Origin of the sequence: Pectobacterium jejuense, from assembly GCF_026800125.1 — a bacterium.
Classification (GTDB): Bacteria; Pseudomonadota; Gammaproteobacteria; order Enterobacterales; family Enterobacteriaceae; genus Pectobacterium; species Pectobacterium jejuense.
This window is the reverse complement of record NZ_JAPQKX010000001.1, coordinates 768,442-785,270: the sequence shown is the minus strand read 5'-3', so window position 1 is coordinate 785,270 and position 16,829 is coordinate 768,442. Positions and strand designations below refer to the sequence as shown.

At 48.8% G+C, this 16,829-nt stretch carries 16 protein-coding genes; 12 read left to right on the top strand and 4 right to left on the bottom strand.

The window, feature by feature from the left end; genetic code table 11:
* Window positions 1-1,785, bottom strand: a 1,785-nt coding sequence (locus tag NXT09_RS03565) for a tetratricopeptide repeat protein (RefSeq protein ID WP_268578875.1), incomplete at its 3' end; no start/stop codon positions are given.
* Between the two features lie 634 nt (window positions 1,786-2,419).
* On the opposite strand from NXT09_RS03565, the gene NXT09_RS03560 reads away from it, so the two are divergent.
* Both NXT09_RS03560 and NXT09_RS03555 read left to right on the top strand, forming a co-directional pair.
* Window positions 2,420-2,707 (top strand): VF530 family protein, encoded by a 288-nt coding sequence (locus NXT09_RS03560; RefSeq protein ID WP_268578874.1) that lies wholly within the window; start codon window positions 2,420-2,422, stop codon window positions 2,705-2,707.
* Window positions 2,708-2,712: 5 nt separating this feature from the next.
* On the top strand, window positions 2,713-4,008 hold the full coding sequence (locus NXT09_RS03555; RefSeq protein WP_268578873.1) for a glycoside hydrolase family 10-like protein: 1,296 nt from the start codon (window positions 2,713-2,715) through the stop codon (window positions 4,006-4,008).
* A gap of 47 nt (window positions 4,009-4,055) precedes the next feature.
* On the opposite strand, the gene NXT09_RS03550 is transcribed toward NXT09_RS03555, so the two are convergent.
* Together NXT09_RS03550 and NXT09_RS03545 are read right to left on the bottom strand one after the other, a co-directional pair.
* On the bottom strand, window positions 4,056-4,391 hold the full coding sequence (locus NXT09_RS03550) for a type II toxin-antitoxin system RelE/ParE family toxin (RefSeq protein ID WP_268578872.1): 336 nt from the start codon (window positions 4,389-4,391) through the stop codon (window positions 4,056-4,058).
* Between the two features lie 30 nt (window positions 4,392-4,421).
* The gene (locus tag NXT09_RS03545; RefSeq protein WP_039486865.1) at window positions 4,422-4,655 is read right to left on the bottom strand and encodes a type II toxin-antitoxin system Phd/YefM family antitoxin; all 234 of its coding nucleotides are present in this window, start codon (window positions 4,653-4,655) and stop codon (window positions 4,422-4,424) included.
* Between the two features lie 413 nt (window positions 4,656-5,068).
* On the opposite strand from NXT09_RS03545, the gene NXT09_RS03540 reads away from it, so the two are divergent.
* The 3 genes from NXT09_RS03540 (at window position 5,069) to yddG (ending at window position 9,078) form a co-directional block, all read left to right on the top strand.
* The gene (locus NXT09_RS03540; protein ID WP_205550419.1) at window positions 5,069-6,454 is read left to right on the top strand and encodes a diaminobutyrate--2-oxoglutarate transaminase; all 1,386 of its coding nucleotides are present in this window, start codon (window positions 5,069-5,071) and stop codon (window positions 6,452-6,454) included.
* A 9-nt stretch (window positions 6,455-6,463) separates the two neighbouring features.
* Entirely contained in the window at window positions 6,464-7,975 is a 1,512-nt protein-coding gene (locus NXT09_RS03535) for a pyridoxal phosphate-dependent decarboxylase family protein (protein WP_268578871.1), read from the top strand.
* Window positions 7,976-8,166: 191 nt separating this feature from the next.
* On the top strand, window positions 8,167-9,078 hold the full coding sequence (yddG, locus tag NXT09_RS03530; protein WP_268578870.1) for an aromatic amino acid DMT transporter YddG: 912 nt from the start codon (window positions 8,167-8,169) through the stop codon (window positions 9,076-9,078).
* Between the two features lie 21 nt (window positions 9,079-9,099).
* Here the strand turns inward: yddG and pptA are convergent, their stop codons facing one another.
* The gene (pptA, locus tag NXT09_RS03525; protein WP_014915392.1) at window positions 9,100-9,330 is read right to left on the bottom strand and encodes a tautomerase PptA; all 231 of its coding nucleotides are present in this window, start codon (window positions 9,328-9,330) and stop codon (window positions 9,100-9,102) included.
* Window positions 9,331-9,576: 246 nt separating this feature from the next.
* On the opposite strand from pptA, the gene NXT09_RS03520 reads away from it, so the two are divergent.
* The 7 genes from NXT09_RS03520 to NXT09_RS03490 all read left to right on the top strand — a co-directional run bounded on the left by NXT09_RS03520 (window position 9,577) and on the right by NXT09_RS03490 (window position 16,708).
* Window positions 9,577-10,353, top strand: coding sequence for an MBL fold metallo-hydrolase (locus tag NXT09_RS03520; RefSeq protein ID WP_268578869.1), 777 nt, complete (start codon window positions 9,577-9,579; stop codon window positions 10,351-10,353).
* A 45-nt stretch (window positions 10,354-10,398) separates the two neighbouring features.
* Window positions 10,399-11,361 carry a GlxA family transcriptional regulator gene (locus NXT09_RS03515; protein ID WP_268578868.1) on the top strand — a complete coding sequence of 321 codons (963 nt, stop codon included), beginning with the start codon at window positions 10,399-10,401 and terminating at the stop codon, window positions 11,359-11,361.
* A 202-nt stretch (window positions 11,362-11,563) separates the two neighbouring features.
* Window positions 11,564-12,388, top strand: coding sequence for a mannosyl-3-phosphoglycerate phosphatase-related protein (locus tag NXT09_RS03510; RefSeq protein ID WP_268578867.1), 825 nt, complete (start codon window positions 11,564-11,566; stop codon window positions 12,386-12,388).
* A gap of 30 nt (window positions 12,389-12,418) precedes the next feature.
* Window positions 12,419-13,636, top strand: a complete 1,218-nt coding sequence (locus NXT09_RS03505) for a glycosyltransferase family protein (RefSeq protein WP_226308936.1) — start codon at window positions 12,419-12,421, stop codon at window positions 13,634-13,636.
* A 309-nt stretch (window positions 13,637-13,945) separates the two neighbouring features.
* A complete protein-coding gene (locus NXT09_RS03500; protein WP_268578866.1) occupies window positions 13,946-15,130 on the top strand; it encodes a pyridoxal phosphate-dependent aminotransferase in 1,185 nt (394 codons plus the stop codon).
* Between the two features lie 207 nt (window positions 15,131-15,337).
* On the top strand, window positions 15,338-16,087 hold the full coding sequence (gene ydfG / locus NXT09_RS03495; protein ID WP_014915384.1) for a bifunctional NADP-dependent 3-hydroxy acid dehydrogenase/3-hydroxypropionate dehydrogenase YdfG: 750 nt from the start codon (window positions 15,338-15,340) through the stop codon (window positions 16,085-16,087).
* Between the two features lie 270 nt (window positions 16,088-16,357).
* The gene (locus NXT09_RS03490) at window positions 16,358-16,708 is read left to right on the top strand and encodes a DUF1283 family protein (protein ID WP_174865612.1); all 351 of its coding nucleotides are present in this window, start codon (window positions 16,358-16,360) and stop codon (window positions 16,706-16,708) included.
* Window positions 16,709-16,829 lie beyond the last annotated feature (121 nt).

Here is a 16,829-nt window from a genome sequence, read left to right as displayed (position 1 = left end):
ATTCAGTTCTCCGTAGGTTATACCCATGCTGCGGTAGGCCATCGCCAGTTGCCCCTGAATGGCCGGATTGTCAGAGTCACCAAACCGCTCAATCAGTTTTTCGTAGGCCGTGATTTTTTCTTCCGGCTGATTTAATTGTCCATAGGTTATACCCATGTTGCGGTAGGCCATCGCCAGCTCTTCCTGAATGGCCGGGTTGTCGGAGTTACCAAACCGCTCAATCAGTTTCCGGTAGGTCGTGATTTCCTCTTTCGGTTTATTCAGTTCTCCGTAGGTCACTCCCGTACCCCGCATAGCCATCGCTACCTGAGCCTGTACGGCCTCGAATTCTGAATCACCAAACTGCTCAATCAGTTTCCGGTAGGCCGCGATTTTTTCTTCCGGCTGATTCAACTGTCCATAGGTGACCCCCGTGCCCCGCATGGCCATCGCTACCTGAACCTGTACGGCTTCGAATTCTGAATCACCAAACCGCTCAACCAGTTTCCGGTAGGTCGCGATTTTTTCTTCCGGCTGATTCAGCTTTCCATAGGTTATACCCATGCTGCGGTAGGCCATCGCCAGTTGCTCCTGAATGGCCGGATTGTCGGAGTCACCAAACCGCTCAATCAGTTTCTCGTAGGCCGTGATTTCCTCTTTCGGTTTATTCAATTCTCCGTAGGTCACTCCCGTACCCCGCATAGCCATCGCTACCTGAGCCTGTACGGCTTCGAATTCTGAGTCACCAAACCGCTCAATCAGTTTCCGGTAGGCCGCGATTTTTTCTTCCGACTGGTTTAACTTTCCATAGGCTATACCCATGCTGCGGTAGACAATCGCTAACTGCGTTTGTATTTCCGGATCATCGGAATCGCTAAATTTTTCAATGAATTCCTGGTAGGCAGTAACCTCTTTTTCCGGCAATGTGGAATCATTCAATTGTATAATTAGTCTCTGGTATGCATCAGTCTTATCCCCAGATAGTTCCTGTTCAACTGAAATGTCAATGTTATTAATTACATTATTGTCATTATTTATTTTGTTATTATTTAGAGTTTCTATTTCTTTTGCTGAATTGACACTTTGTTCATCACCTTTTGTTACCTCTAAACTATCTGTGTATTCTGCAGAAATCTCACTATTAATGGTGCCAGTTCCCTCTCGAGGTTGAGTGGAGGGTTTATTTTCAGGTTCAGGTTTGTCTTTATGATTATCATCAGAATTTGTCTGTTCTCTTCGATTGTTACCATCTAACGATTTAGCATCAAATTCTTTTTTTACTTGACTAGATTGTTCAGGTTCATTGACGTTTTTTTTATTTTCACTGTATATGTCATCCACTAATTTTTCATATTTCTCTGTGAGCCGATTTAAGAACTCCTTTTTAGATTCATCAATTAAGAAACCTTCATTATCTTTAATCCATTTATCTATAGCATCTTTATGAATCATTTTTGTTCTGTTCCAAAAAAAGGGAATAGAAATCAATGATAGCACCACTATTGCTAGTGGGATAAACCAAGTCAAGAAATTATATGCAACCATGACATTGCTTGAATAAGCATCTATTCTTGATACATTATCTTTTAATGAAGAAAGCGCAGTATCAAAATTACCTATTTTTTTATCTAAAGAGATGATTGATTTATCATAACCTTCATTAATATACTTTTGGTTTCTTATCGATTCGAAAACTTCATTAATATTTTTATCTTCAATGTGCTCGTTTCGATTTATTTTCGCGTCCACATGCAAAGAGCTAAGTAAACAAAAGATAAAAATCACCGCAGCGCTTAATTTTTTCATTATATCCTTCTCAAAATTGACATTTCCAACCTAATTTTAATAAGTTCAATAGTAAATTAACTGCATGTAAGTCGTTAATGTTTTTTACTCGACCTTACATTACCTTTTTCGTGTTTTTAATTTCATTAGTAAAAGCAATGATTTTTTATTTTTAGATGTGAGTTTAATGAAGTAAAGTAGAGACTGAAATAAAACATTTAACATTTCCTAGTTATTGTAAAATATTATTATCTCAACTAAGCTTATCATTCCCATCTCTGTGATTTTCCCTTAAGTTGATATAATATCACTATGCTCCCACAATGTTTGCCTCTCCCAGTTTAGTTGTTGGTGTTTCATAATATTACCGTAGGTAGGTTATTAATCAAGGTATATACAATCGAAATTTCTTCGTTGGTAAATGTAAGAATTGATCTGCACCGAGAAACCTTCCTCTTGAAAGCTCTACTTTCCATTACATCTAAATCACCTTGTATTGACAAGAGGATAGTGAGTAAAAAATTATACCTCAGCCTCTCACTATCAGTGTGATTATGCTGCGGACATAACATTGCCGCTCGCCCCGCTTTCTTGTAACCTTCCCTTGCTACACGCCGAATCCTGAACACAAAAACCTGAAACTACTGGACGTTACATGACAGCTCATACTTCTAAAGATCCTTTGCATGGCGTCACGCTTGAAATGCAAGTCAATGCGTTGGTTGCCCGTTTTGGCTGGGTTGAGTTGGGTAAACGGATCAACATCAATTGCTTTAAAAGCGATCCAAGCGTTAAATCCAGTTTAAAGTTTCTGCGTCGGACACCCTGGGCGCGTGCCGAAGTTGAAGCACTGTACCTTGATTCTCTGGACGATTCCGCTCCCGTAAAATCAGATGATAGCGCTGTTGATCCCTGGGCTAATAGCCGCAGAAATAAGAGCTAACCAACGTGAAAAAGCCAGTCGTACTGATTGCCGCTGCGCTTCTACTTGTCAGTTGCGCGTCTAAGCCACCGAGTTCGCTTGTTACCCCGCTTCCTCCTGTTAAACAGCCGCTTCCGGCGAAATCGCAGCAGAATAAGGAACCCATGCGCGGTGTCTGGCTGGCGACCGTCTCCCGCTTGGATTGGCCGCCGATAGCATCCGTCAATGCCAGTAGCCCTGCTATACGCATAACTCAGCAGCAGGAAGCGCTGAAAGGCAAGCTGGATAAATTGAAAAGTCTCGGTATCAATACCGTATTTTTTCAGGTTAAGCCTGATGGTACCGCGCTCTGGCCTTCTAAGATATTGCCCTGGTCAGATATGTTAACGGGCAATATTGGTGAGGATCCGGGCTACGATCCGCTCCAATTCATGCTGGATGAAGCGCACAAACGCGGTATGAAAGTCCATGCCTGGTTAAATCCCTATCGCGTCTCCGTTAACACTAAACCGTCAACTGTGACGGAGCTAAATCGCACCTTGTCGCAGAACCCGGCCAGCGTATTTGTATTGCATCGTGACTGGATCCGCACGGCAGGCGATCGCTTTGTGCTCGACCCGGGTATCCCAGAAGCGCGAAACTGGATCACCAGTATCGTGGCTGAAGTCGTGGCGCGTTACCCTATTGATGGTGTGCAGTTCGATGATTACTTCTATGCCGAATCATCCGGCTCGATGCTTAACGATGGTGAAACCTTTAAAAAACAGGGTCAGGGATTTGGCTCAAAGGCGGACTGGCGGCGGCACAATACGCAGCTGTTGATTGAGCAGGTGTCGCGCACTATCAAGCAATTGAAACCTGAGGTTGAATTTGGCGTCAGCCCAGCAGGCGTATGGCGCAACCGGTCACACGATGCGGCAGGTTCCGACACGCGAGGCGCGGCCGCCTACGATGAAGCGTATGCCGATACCCGCCTGTGGGTGCAACAAGGGTTACTGGATTACATTGCCCCGCAGATCTACTGGCCGTTCGCACGTGACGCGGCTCGCTATGATGTCTTGGCAAAATGGTGGGCGGATGTGGTGAAGCCCACAAACACACGCCTCTATATTGGCGTTGCGCTGTATAAAGTGGGTGAACCTTCAAAGAATGAGCCTGACTGGACGATAAATGGCGGCGTGCCGGAGCTGAAAAAACAGCTCGATTTGAACGAGTCTATGCCGCAAATCAACGGGACGATTCTGTTCAGAGAGAACTATCTCAACCAACCACAGACCCAGGAAGCGGTTAATTACCTCAGAAACCGCTGGAATCCGATTTAACGAACGGCAGAGGCTTCAAAACCTCTGCCCCTTCCTCTGGTGCTGATTCACGCCTGAATCAAGCGCTTAAATAATAATTGCTGAATATCTTGTCGGTGAGCAAGAAGAGCGTGGACGGTAACCAGAGTATTTTCGATTGAATAAAGGACCCGATATCCTCCTGAAGTATTATATTCCCTGTATTTTCCGCACCCAATATTCAACAGTTCCGGGCTGATCTGACAGCTCAAAGGAAACTGCCGGATTTTACTCTCAAATTGGTCCAGAATTTCATGGATCACCGGACCGGGTTCTACATCAATACGGCGGAGATGGCTGACAATATCGCTGATACAGACTCTGACCGTCGAGGTGTATTCTATCGTTATTCTCGGTTTTTCCATTTAGCATCCCTTCCTGCTGACATTGTCAGTTCAGAATTCCAGCCCATCCAGCAATTGATCCCTGCTGAACACTTTTCCTTCAGCTTTATCTTTCTCAGACAGCGTTAGAAGCTTCAGCAGTGCAATGGCATTTTCCCGTTCCTGCTGTTGATCGTAGGATTCAATAACGTAGGCAGGAACGCCATTTTGGGTCACCAGAATGGGTTCAGCGAGGTCAAGCGTGGCTGCGTTTTTCTTTATATAGCTAATCGTCTCGATCTTCATGATGCTTTCCTCCTGATATCGACTTCAGTCTTAATTTAGTCTTTATATAGACTGAAAACAATGTGTAAAGCATCATCACGACTCTCTCTTACTTGTGGTTTTCTCCCTGATCGCTATAGCTAAACGTGCTGTTTACCCCTCTAATTGCCGCTTTTTCGGTTCAAGAATTCTGCGGTAGGCGGATTTTTTTTGCTTATTTAATAAGCATGTAAAGTAGCTATGACATCATGATTCGTAAAAAACCAATCAACCAGTTGATTTTTATGTGAAAAAATAAAAGTTTCGAAACGAAATAAATCATTGAGTCGGTGACTGAAAAAACCTATATTGGCCGCGTTTTTCTTATAGTAGTTACGTGTTTAATTCATTTATTCAACTGTGGTTGCCTGCGAGCTCACGGTTGTAGGAGAGATATGATGACGGATAAAGTCCGTATTGACAGTTTAGGTGCGAATTCATTAAACGGAAACAATGAAACCTATTTGGCAAGACAAGCTGAATTTGAATCGAACGTGAGGAGTTATCCACGCAAATTGCCTCTGGCAATTGCGAAAGCTGAAGGCGTGTGGATTACTGATGTTGAGAATAATCAATATCTTGATTGTCTGGCTGGGGCGGGAACGCTGGCGCTTGGACATAACCATCCTGACGTGCTGCAAAGCATCCAACGTGTCATTACTAGCGGCTTGCCGTTACATACACTGGATCTGACAACGCCGTTGAAAGATCAGTTCTCCGAATATCTGCTTTCCTTACTGCCTGGTCAGGGCAAAGAGTACTGCCTCCAGTTTACGGGCCCTTCTGGCGCCGATGCTGTTGAAGCTGCGCTGAAACTGGCAAAAAAATACACCGGTCGCGCTGGTGTGATCAGCTTCTCCGGTGGCTACCACGGCATGACGCATGGCGCACTGTCCGTAACCGGTAACCTGTCGCCGAAAGAAGCCGTCGACGGCATGATGCCTGAAGTCCAGTTTATGCCTTATCCGCACCTGTACCGCTGCCCGCTGGGCATTGGCGGTGAAGCCGGTGTTAAAGCATTAACCTACTATTTTGAAAACCTGATCAACGACGTTGAGAGTGGCGTACGCAAACCGGCGGCGGTCATTCTGGAAGCTGTTCAGGGTGAAGGCGGCGTTAACCCGGCACCTGTCGAGTGGTTGCAGCGCATCCGTAAAGTGACGCAGGAACACGGTATTCTGCTGATCATCGACGAAGTTCAGGCTGGCTTTGCACGCACGGGTAAATTCTTCGCCTTCGAACACGCTGGCATTGAGCCAGATATCATCGTGATGTCTAAAGCAGTAGGTGGCGGCTTGCCATTAGCCGTTCTGGGTATCAAGAAGCAGTTTGATGCCTGGTCACCGGGTCACCACACGGGTACTTTCCGTGGTAACCAACTGGCGATGGCAACCGGCCTGACGACGCTGAAGCACCTCAAAGACAATCAGGTAGCAAACAAAGTTGCTGAGCAAGGTGAATGGCTGAAAGCCAAACTGGCTGAGCTGCAAAAACGCTATCCGGTGATCGGCCACATTCGCGGTCTGGGATTAATGATCGGGATTGAGATTGTTAAGCCTAATGAAGCGCAGGATCACATGGGTTGCTACCCGGCTGATGGCGAGCTGTCTGCCCTGTTGCAGAAAAAATGCTTTGAAACGGGCCTGATTCTGGAGCGCGGTGGCCGTCATGGTTGCGTTCTGCGTCTGCTGCCTTCCCTGCTGATCAGCAATGCTGAATTGGAAATCTTCCTGGATAAATTTGAAAACGCCCTGCTGTCTGCTGGCGTGAAGCCAGTCTGAGTGGAGCGAATGACCACGATGTCCCAATTAGTGGAAACAGAAGCAGTGGAAACAAAAATCAACCCGATTCTGGCCTCCTCTGCACAGAGTATCGAAGCCTATCAGGAAGCGATTACGCAGAGTAGCCAAGCCGTCATGCAGTGGCTGCAACAGCCTGAGATGTATCAGGGCAAAACCGTTGCTGAACTGCGTGAACGCATCACGCTGGATTTTAATCCGCAGGGCCTGGGTAACCAGGCCGCTATCGAGCGTGCGATTGAGTACTTTTTGAAAGACAGCCTGTCGGTGCATCACCCACAGTGTGTCGCTCACCTGCACTGCCCGAGTTTGGTGGTCAGTCAGGCAGCGGAAGTCTTGATTAACGCCACGAACCAAAGCATGGACTCCTGGGATCAAAGCCCGTCTGCGACCATCATCGAGATGAAGCTGATTGAATGGCTGCGTACCCAGGTCGGCTATCAATCTGGCGATGCTGGCGTATTCACCAGCGGCGGTACCCAGAGTAACCTGATGGGTTTGATGTTGGCGCGTGATGCCTTCTTTGCCCGTCAGGGACATTCGATCCAGCAAGATGGATTGGTTGGTAACCTGAAGAAAATTAAAGTGTTCTGTTCTGAAAATGCCCATTTCTCGGTGCAAAAGAACATGGCTTTACTGGGTCTGGGTTATCAATGCGTTACGCTGGTGAAAACCGATCGCTTCGCGCGTATGGATCTGAACGATTTAGCTGAGAAAGTGGCGCTGGCCAAAGCTAACGGTGAGCAGATTCTGGCGATTGTGGCGACGGCCGGTACCACTGACGCGGGTGCGATTGATCCTTTACGGGCGATTGCAACACTGGCGGCAGAACATCAGATTTGGGTACACGTTGATGCAGCCTGGGGCGGCGCGCTGCTGCTGTCCGAGAAGTATCGCGATTATCTGGACGGCATTGAATTGGTGGATTCCATTACGTTGGATTTTCACAAACAATTCTTCCAGACCATCAGCTGCGGCGCTTTCTTGTTGAAAGAAGCGCGTCACTATGAGCTGATGCGCTATCAGGCGGCTTACCTGAACTCTGAGTTCGATGAAGCGCAGGGCGTCCCGAATCTGGTGTCTAAATCATTGCAGACGACGCGCCGTTTTGATGCGCTGAAACTGTGGATGGGTCTGGAAGCATTGGGCCAACAGCAGTATGCAGCGATCATCGATCACGGCGTTACGCTGGCGCAACAGGTTGCACAGTATGTGGATGAACATGCCACGCTGGAATTGGTGATGCAGCCACAGCTGGCAAGCGTTCTGTTCCGTTTCCGCCCGCAACAGCTGGCGACAGCGGATGACGCGACTATCGCATTGCTTAACCAACGCATTGGCGATGCATTGCTGGAATCAGGTCGTGCCAACGTCGGTGTCACCGAATTTAACGGTGTTACCTGCCTGAAACTGACGTTGCTGAACCCAACGGTCAACCTGGGCGATGTCAAAATTCTGCTGGATCTGGTTGAAAGCACGGCACAGCCTCTGCTGACCGCGTAATTCCCCTGCTTTACTGCATCGTGAAAAGCCGATAACAATAATAGGTTATCGGCTTTTTTATTTCTGGGTTTTCTGGCTGTATTATTGCACTGGCACACGGATACCGTGGTTAAGGAATAAATAGTTACGGAATAAATAGTCACGGAATAAGTCGTTACGGAATAAATCGAAACGCTAGGATAGATGAATAAATGACATCACAAAAAGCAACGTTAATAGGGTTAATCGCAGTCGTACTGTGGAGTGCGATTGTCGGGCTGATTCGGAGCGTGAATGAAGGATTCGGCGCCGTCGGCGGTGCGGCGATGATCTATACGTTAAGCTCGGTGATGCTATTAATGACGGTCGGTTTTCCTAAGATAAAAACCTTTCCAGTATCCTACCTTATCACTGGCAGCATTCTGTTTGTCTGCTACGAACTGTGCCTCTCCCTCTCTCTTGGCTATGCCAATAACAGCACGCAGGCAATAGAAGTCGGCATGGTTAATTACCTCTGGCCGAGCCTGACGATCCTGTTATCCGTACTGGTTAATCGGCAAAAAACCAGTCTGGTTATTATCCCCGGCATGTTGCTTGCAATCACGGGGATTGGCTGGGTATTAGGCGGTGACGAAGGTTTATCTTTGAGCAGTATTATGAATAACCTCTATAGCAATCCATTAAGCTATGGGCTGGCTTTTGGCGGGGCAATTATCTGGGCAATTTACTGTGCGGTGACAAAGAAGATTGCTAACGGCGCGAACGGTATTACCCTCTTCTTTATACTGACGGCATTAACGCTGTGGGTTAAATATCTATTCGCTCCTCAACCTGAATTTATTATCAGCACGCCTGTTATCATCAGTTTGATTCTCGCCGCCGGTGCGATGGGGTTTGGTTACGCTGCGTGGAATATCGGTATTCTGCACGGTAATGTCACCGTTCTGGCGACTGCGTCTTATTTCATTCCCGTTATTTCCGCTGCGCTTGCGGCATTTATTCTCAACTCGACGTTAACCGTGGCCTTCTGGCAAGGTGCGGCAATGGTCAGTCTGGGATCGCTGCTGTGTTGGTGGTCAACCCGCTCAGCTACATTGAAAAACGTCTCGGAGCAGGCTAATTAATGCGCCAGGATGCGGGGCAAACTAATACGAATATCCCGGTTTTTTCGGCAACGTATCCAACTGCGGTTTGATGAACGGGTCGTAAACGTCATCTTTCCAGCGCTCCGGCTGGATTTCATTTAACGCGACAGAAAGCGATTCGTCGGAAGAACCGAAATGCTTCTTCAGGACCGCAGCAAGATCTTCCGCGACGGCTTTCTTCTCTTCTTCAGACAGATTCCTTGGGAAGTGTTTGACATCGATATGGGGCATGGAATGGTCCTTTTCAGTGATGAAACAGCACGTTGGTTAAGCTAGCCAGTGAGTTAAGATAGCTAGTGTGCATGAAGACGGCAATAGGATAGTTTGCCCGATGATAAACAATCCACTTGAGATAAATTGGCCTAAACTCATCGAAGTGTGTCATTCAGGCCACTGTTAGCGAGCTGCCAGATTCTTATACTGCTCCTGTTTGGCGCGTAACAGCGCTGCCAGTTAACCGGATATGGGAGCAATAAGATGAAAATAACGCAGATTCGCAATGCGACATTACGACTGGAATTTGGTGGGAAAACGTTTCTGATTGACCCGATGCTGGCACCAAAGGCGACCTATCCCGGCTTCCCGGGAACGGCAAATGCACATCTGCGTAATCCACTGGTCGATCTTCCTCTGCCTATGGCGACAATTCTGGATGTTGATGCCGTGATTGTGACGCATACACACCTCGACCATTGGGATGATGCAGCCATCGATGCTATCCCGAAAACAATGCCGATCTTCAGCCAAAATGCGCAGGATGCTGGCCTCATTCGGCAAGCGGGATTTACCTCGGTGCGTGTACTGGATGAGCAGACGGAATATGACGGCATAACGCTGATCAAAACATCCGGCCAACACGGTTCTGATGAAACCTACGCTAATCCACAGATGGCGGAACGACTAGGTGATGTTTGCGGGATTATCTTCCAGCATGCGCATGAGAAATCGTTTTATCTGGCTGGCGATACCGTCTGGAATCAGCATGTTATTGCTGCACTGACGCATCACACGCCCGATGTGGTGGCGCTGAATATCGGCAATGCGGTCATTCCCGGCTTCGGTTCCATTATCATGGGAAAAGAGGATGTACGGCGTGTGCATCAGCTCGTACCCAATGCGGCGATTGTCGCAACACATATGGAAGCGGTGAACCATTGCCTTCTGAGTCGGGCTGAACTGCGTGACTATTTGCATGAAGAAAAGCTTCAGTCCGTCGCGCACGTACCGAACGATGGCGAAAGCGTGCAATTCTGAGCCGGACAGTAACCGGAACCTATTGATGATTTGATGAGGGCTATTATGGCTGTGCTGACCGTCGCGGTGGTTGTCTCCGAGAATTTTAGCCCGTTTCATTTATCTATACCGGGTATGGTTTTCAGCGACATGCTCTATGAAGAAAAACAATTTGAGCTTTTTTTCTGTGCGGAAAAACCGGGCATGGTGGCATCAGAGCACGGGTTTTCTATCAACGTTGATCACGGATTTTCCGCATTAGAAAACGCCGATTTGATCGTGGTTCCCTACTGGAGCCATCCAGAGACTCGCCCTTCTGCACTGCTTCTGGATGCGTTACGCGCTGCCGCAACCCGCAAAGCACAGATCGCCGGATTATGTTTGGGAACTTATGTGCTGGCTTACGCCGGATTGCTAGATGGCCGCCGTGCCTCGACACACTGGGCGTTTGAGCAGGATTTTATCGCCCGCTTTCTTCATGTGCAGTTGGATACCAACGCGCTCTATGTCGAAGACGAACATCTGATTACGTCTGCAGGCACGGTGGCGGCAATAGACTGCTGCCTTTATCTGGTTCGTCAACATTGCGGCAGCGCTATTGCTAACCGTGTCGCCCGCCGTCTGGTGATCCCGCCTTACCGTGAAGGTGGGCAGGCTCAGTTTATTGAACATCCGGTGCCGGAAAATACGCGAGATAGTAAAATCAATCAGTTGCTGGACTATCTGCGCAGCCATCTCCGTTCGCCTCACTCTTTGGATGCGCTGGCAAGCCGTGTGCAGATGAGCCGCAGGACATTTACCCGACATTTCTTCCGGGCCACAGGCATGACGGTTAGCGACTGGCTAACGGCGGAGCGGCTTCACCATAGCCAGGCATTACTGGAATCGACATCTCACTCCATCGAAGCGATTGCGGATAGCGTGGGTTTTCAGTCAGCGGTAACCTTTCGCCAACAGTTCAAACAGCGTTTTAGCGTGAGCCCGACCGACTGGCGTAAAACGTTTCAGGATAAAGGCACCACTCGCTGATATTCATCGCCTGCCAAAAAATAGCCAGATCATTATATTATTGGTGAAGACACGGATTGCCACCTATCCTTAAAGTGTGATGATGATCACAGTCATCAATATCACGAACACAACACCTCACTGACAAACACGCGCCCTTTCTGACTAACGTTAATCGTCCATCGTTACTCTCTGTTTATCCACGATAAAACATGGAGAACCCATGCAAACGCGTAATAAGAAGCTGATTATTTTCAGCGATCTCGACGGATCGTTGCTCGATCATGAGACTTACCAGTGGGATGCCGCGCAACCGTGGCTGACACGGCTGGTGAATGAGGAAATTCCGTTGATTATCACCACCAGTAAAACGGCGGCTGAAGTTGAGCCCTTACGGCGGGCGCTCGGGCTGGAACTGTATCCCTATATTGCGGAAAACGGCGCCATTGCCGTGCTGCCGCCAACATGGCAATCACATCCTGATTATCCAAGGAAGAGGATGGGTGCAGGGTATTCCGTTATCCGCACCCAGTTGGAATTGCTGCGCGCATCCGGTTTCTGCTTCAAAGGCTTTGGCGATATGAGCAGTACGGAAATAGCAGAGATGACGGGATTAACCGTGCAAGACGCCCAACGCGCGCAACAGCGAGAAGCCACTGAACCGCTGCTGTGGCTGGACGAGCAAAATGCCCTACCGCGTTTTTGCCAGTCATTGGCAGAGGCGGGGCTGACTCTGACCCAAGGTGGTCGCTTTTATCACGCCATGAGTGCCCAAACGAGTAAGGGATTCATGGTTAACTGGATAAAAACACAGTATATCGAGAAATACGGTACTGACGTCAAAACGCTTGGTCTGGGTGACGGTCCGAACGATATATCCCTGTTATGCATGGTGGACTACGCCGTATTAATTAAAGGCAAAGGAAATCAAATTGTTAACCTGCCTGAATCGTACAGCGGCAAGCAATATTGCACGCAGAATTCAGGGCCTCAAGGCTGGAGTGAAGGACTGGAGCATTTTATTGGCAACGATCATTTCTCGGCATGACATAGCCGCAATAGGGTATGGGAGCATAGGATGAGCGAATTTTATCAAGATGGCATCATTACCAATTTTCACAATCTCACTCAGAGAAGCACGGAAGAACTGGAGTATGAACTTCAGGTATTTTCCGGGCAAAACAGTATGGGGCTGATTCTGCCCTCGCTGTACTCTGAGCTGGAAGGCCCCGCGCTGAGCCACATTGTCGATCAGCTGTCTCAGGTTTCTTACCTTGGCGAAATTGTAATTGGGTTGGATCGCGCCGATCGGGAACAGTTTCTTTACGCTCGAAAATTCTTCTCTCGCCTGCCGCACCGACATCGCATCCTATGGAACGATGGCCCGCGCCTGAAAGCACTCAGCGACGAACTGGCAGAAAAATCGCTAGCACCAGAGGAGCCCGGCAAGGGCCGGAATGTCTGGTTTTGTGTCGGCTACACGCTGGCATCGCGTCGTTCTGCCTGTGTTGCCTTACACGATTGTGACATTGTCACCTATGACCGTGCGATGCTGGCTCGCCTGCTCTATCCCGTGGCGAATCCGCACTTTAATTACGACTTCTGCAAAGGCTATTACGCCCGTGTTGCAGAGGGAAAACTGAATGGCCGCGTGGGACGTCTGCTGGTCTATCCGTTACTGAAATCGCTGCAAAAGGTCTACGGCAATTCGGACTATCTGGATTACATGCGCAGTTACCGCTATCCACTTTCCGGCGAGTTTGCGATGCGCACCACCATTCTGAACAATCTGCGCATTCCTGGCGATTGGGGACTGGAAATTGGCGTGCTGTCAGAAATTTATCGCGGCACCGCGACCCGCCGCATTTGTCAGGTGGATATCGCCGATCGCTACGACCATAAACATCAGCCAATGTCTGAAGACGATCCTAACGCGGGATTGCAGCGCATGGCGGCGGACATCACAAAAGCGCTGTATCGCAAGCTGGCGATACTCGGCGTGAATATCACCACAGACTCTTTCCGCGTCCTGCGAGCGACCTACTATCGCACCGCGCTTGATATGATCGATGCTTTCGAGCATGACGCACGTATGAACGGCCTGAGTTTCGACCGTCATAAAGAGGAGTCAGCGGTGGAATTATTTTCTGATGTCATCACCTTTGCAGGTCATGCCTATAGTGACGTCCTGGGTGATAAACCGTTTGTGCCAAGCTGGAACCGCGTGCAGTCTGCGTTTCCCGATATCCTTGAGCGGTTGTATGCGGCGGTCGAAGCCGACAATCAGGAAACGTGATGTCTTCCGCTATGTACTCGCTATCTCATAGGGCAAACGCATCATGATGCATCATTGCATGCGTCATGATGGCTCCCTTGCATAAGTAATTCATATCATTCGATTTAATCACTCGATGAATCAACCAATTTTTCTTACCTTTAATCGACGCATCAGAAAATGCAGCATTTCCCGCCAGACGGACATACTTGTCGTAAGAAAATGTTATTTCACCTATTTGACAAGGCATTAGCGTTCAGTCGATTAATGAAGTTGGCGCGCTTTATGCTTTAGCTCTCCTGTCATTATGTAACTAAGGAGAGTGTTTTGATGAATTTTTTAATCAATGAAAGCGACGTGTTAAACCCAAAACGCAGAGCATTATTAAAACTTTCGGGCGCCCTGCTGGGAACGGCGGCAGTAACAACAGGGTTAAGTTCGCGGGTTTTTGCCGAGACTCAACCTGAGAACGCTGCATTTACCGCACCGTCGGCCACTAACCCAATCCGTATTAACTTCAATGAGAACCCATTAGGCATGTCGCCCAAAGCGCAAGCCGCCGCGCGCGAGGCTGTCGTGAAAGCCAATCGCTATGCAAAAAATGAAATTTTACTGCTTGGCAATAAGCTGGCGGCGCATCATCAGGTCGAGGCTCCTTCTATCTTGCTGACGGCCGGATCGTCCGAAGGCATTCGGGCGGCCATTGAAGCCTACGCCTCGCTGGATACACAGCTGGTGATTCCTGAATTAACCTACGGCGATGGCGAACACTTTGCGAAAATTGCCGGCATCCGTGTCACGAAAGTCAAAATGCTCGACAACTGGGCATTCGATCTTGAAGGGCTGAAAGCCGCCGTGGCAGGCTACAGCGGCCCTTCCATTGTTTATCTGGTCAATCCCAATAACCCAACGGGCACGATTACGCCGGCGGAGTTAATCGAACCGTGGATTGCCAGCAAGCCAGCCAATACGATGTTTATCGTCGATGAGGCTTACGCCGAGTTTGTCAATGACCCGCGTTTTCGCTCTATTTCACCGATGATCACGCAGGGTGCAGAGAACATTATTTTGCTCAAAACGTTCTCCAAAATACACGCCATGGCAGGTATGCGCGTTGGGTATGCCGTCGCCCATCCCAACGTTATTGCGTTGATGGGAAGGTATGTCGCAGGCGAAAAAATCAACTTTAGCGGCGTGGATGCCGCATTGGCCTCCATGGACGATTCGGCATTCATTACCTACAGCAAAAAGAGTAATGATGTGTCGCGCCAAATCCTGCTGAAAGCGCTGGATGACCTGAAACTCCCTTACTTACCGTCAGAGGGAAACTTTGTGTTCCACCAGTTGGTCGTGCCGCTTAAGGATTACCAAAAGCATATGGCAGACGCGGGAGTGCTAATTGGCCGCGCATTTCCTCCGGCGGATAACTGGTGTCGTATCTCGTTAGGGACACCGCAGGAAATGCAGTGGGTCGCGGATACTATGCGTGAATTCCGCAACAAGAACTGGATTTAATCCTCCTCCATACCAACCTTGTCGCACCGTCGTGGCCGACATTCGCCTCTCGTTCTGAGGGGCGATGATTCCTGAACCGCATCGTTGAAACCGGAGTAACGCTTGACCCACAGGGAATTGCGCGGCTAAATGATCGTATGCCTTTCATTATTTATATTGATATCAGGCACAAGCAAAATATGAAAACGGTCAGGGAGAAATAAGAGCATGATTATTTTTGTTACCGGTGCAACGGCTGGGTTTGGTGAGTCAATTACGCGTAAATTCATTAGTGCAGGCCATAAAGTGATCGCGACCGGCCGCCGTCAGGAACGTCTGGATGCGCTGAAGGCAGAACTGGGTGATGCGCTGTATCCGTTAAAACTGGATGTGCGCGACCGTCAGGCGATCGAACAGGCCGTTGCTGCCCTGCCAGCCGAATGGCGGACCATTGATGTGCTGGTGAACAACGCCGGACTGGCGCTGGGTCTGGAACCTGCGCATAAAGCCTCGGTAGACGATTGGGAAAACATGATCGATACCAACAACAAAGGACTGGTGTTCATGACGCGTGCGCTGCTGCCCGCCATGGTGGAGCGCAATATCGGCCACGTCATCAATATCGGTTCTACCGCAGGAAACTGGCCTTATGCGGGCGGTAACGTGTACGGTGCCAGCAAGGCGTTCGTACAGCAGTTTAGCCTGGGATTACGTGCCGATCTGTCTGGCACCCGAATCCGCGTAACGAATATCGAACCGGGCTTGGTCGGTGGAACGGAGTTCTCGGCCGTGCGCTTCAAGGGTAACGACGACAAAGTCAGTAAAACCTATGACAACACGACGCCGCTGACCGCCGAAGATGTGTCTGAAGCCGTTTTCTGGGTAGCGACTCTGCCAGCACACGTAAATATCAATACGTTGGAAATGATGCCGGTCAGCCAGTCTTTTGCTGGGTTAAGCGTACACCGCGAAGGTTAATCATTACTGAAACACAAGAATTAAGGGCATGAACGCAGTTTCATGCCCTTTTCTATTGGTTCACAAACCGCTTTTACCAGATGCTGCACGGTTATAGTGCCGTTGAAGCGAAGGATGTATACTTCTCGTTATAGGTAACCTTCCTTTTTGCACAAAGCTCGGGGGTTACAGGGAACGGCGATCGCCTTTTGTTGTCTATCGCTTGCCGTGCGCTTTATCGTTCTGCTGCACCGGCGTTTGTTTTTATCATTCGTTCTGTCAAGGTGAAACATGAACCACTACTCTTTCTCTTCTTTGATTCGGGCCTTCATCCCGCTTTCTCTGGTTATCGTTTCCGCTGCCTGGCAGCCTGCCGCACTGGCAGAGACACGCCACATCATTGTTGATTCCGGCGACAGCGCGCTGTCGAAAGAAGCCGCGCGTCAAAGCAAAGAGCAATGGGACTCAACTCGCTCACTGCGTAATAAAGTGAACAACCGCGTTGAGAAAGAATTCGATAAAACGGAAAAAGCGATTGATGGGCGTGAAAAATGCAACGCCAGCTATAACGTCAATGCTTACTGGGAAAACACGACAGAACGCTGTCTCGACCGCCGCAGTGGCCGCCCCGTTACCCCCTGATTTTTCACCCACGCCTTCTGGCGTGGGTTTCCCCTTTTCTCTTCATATTGCAGCAAAATAGTGCAGCAAATTAGCCTGCACCCGAGGGGACATCACCGTTAAACTCAACGATTATCGCTGT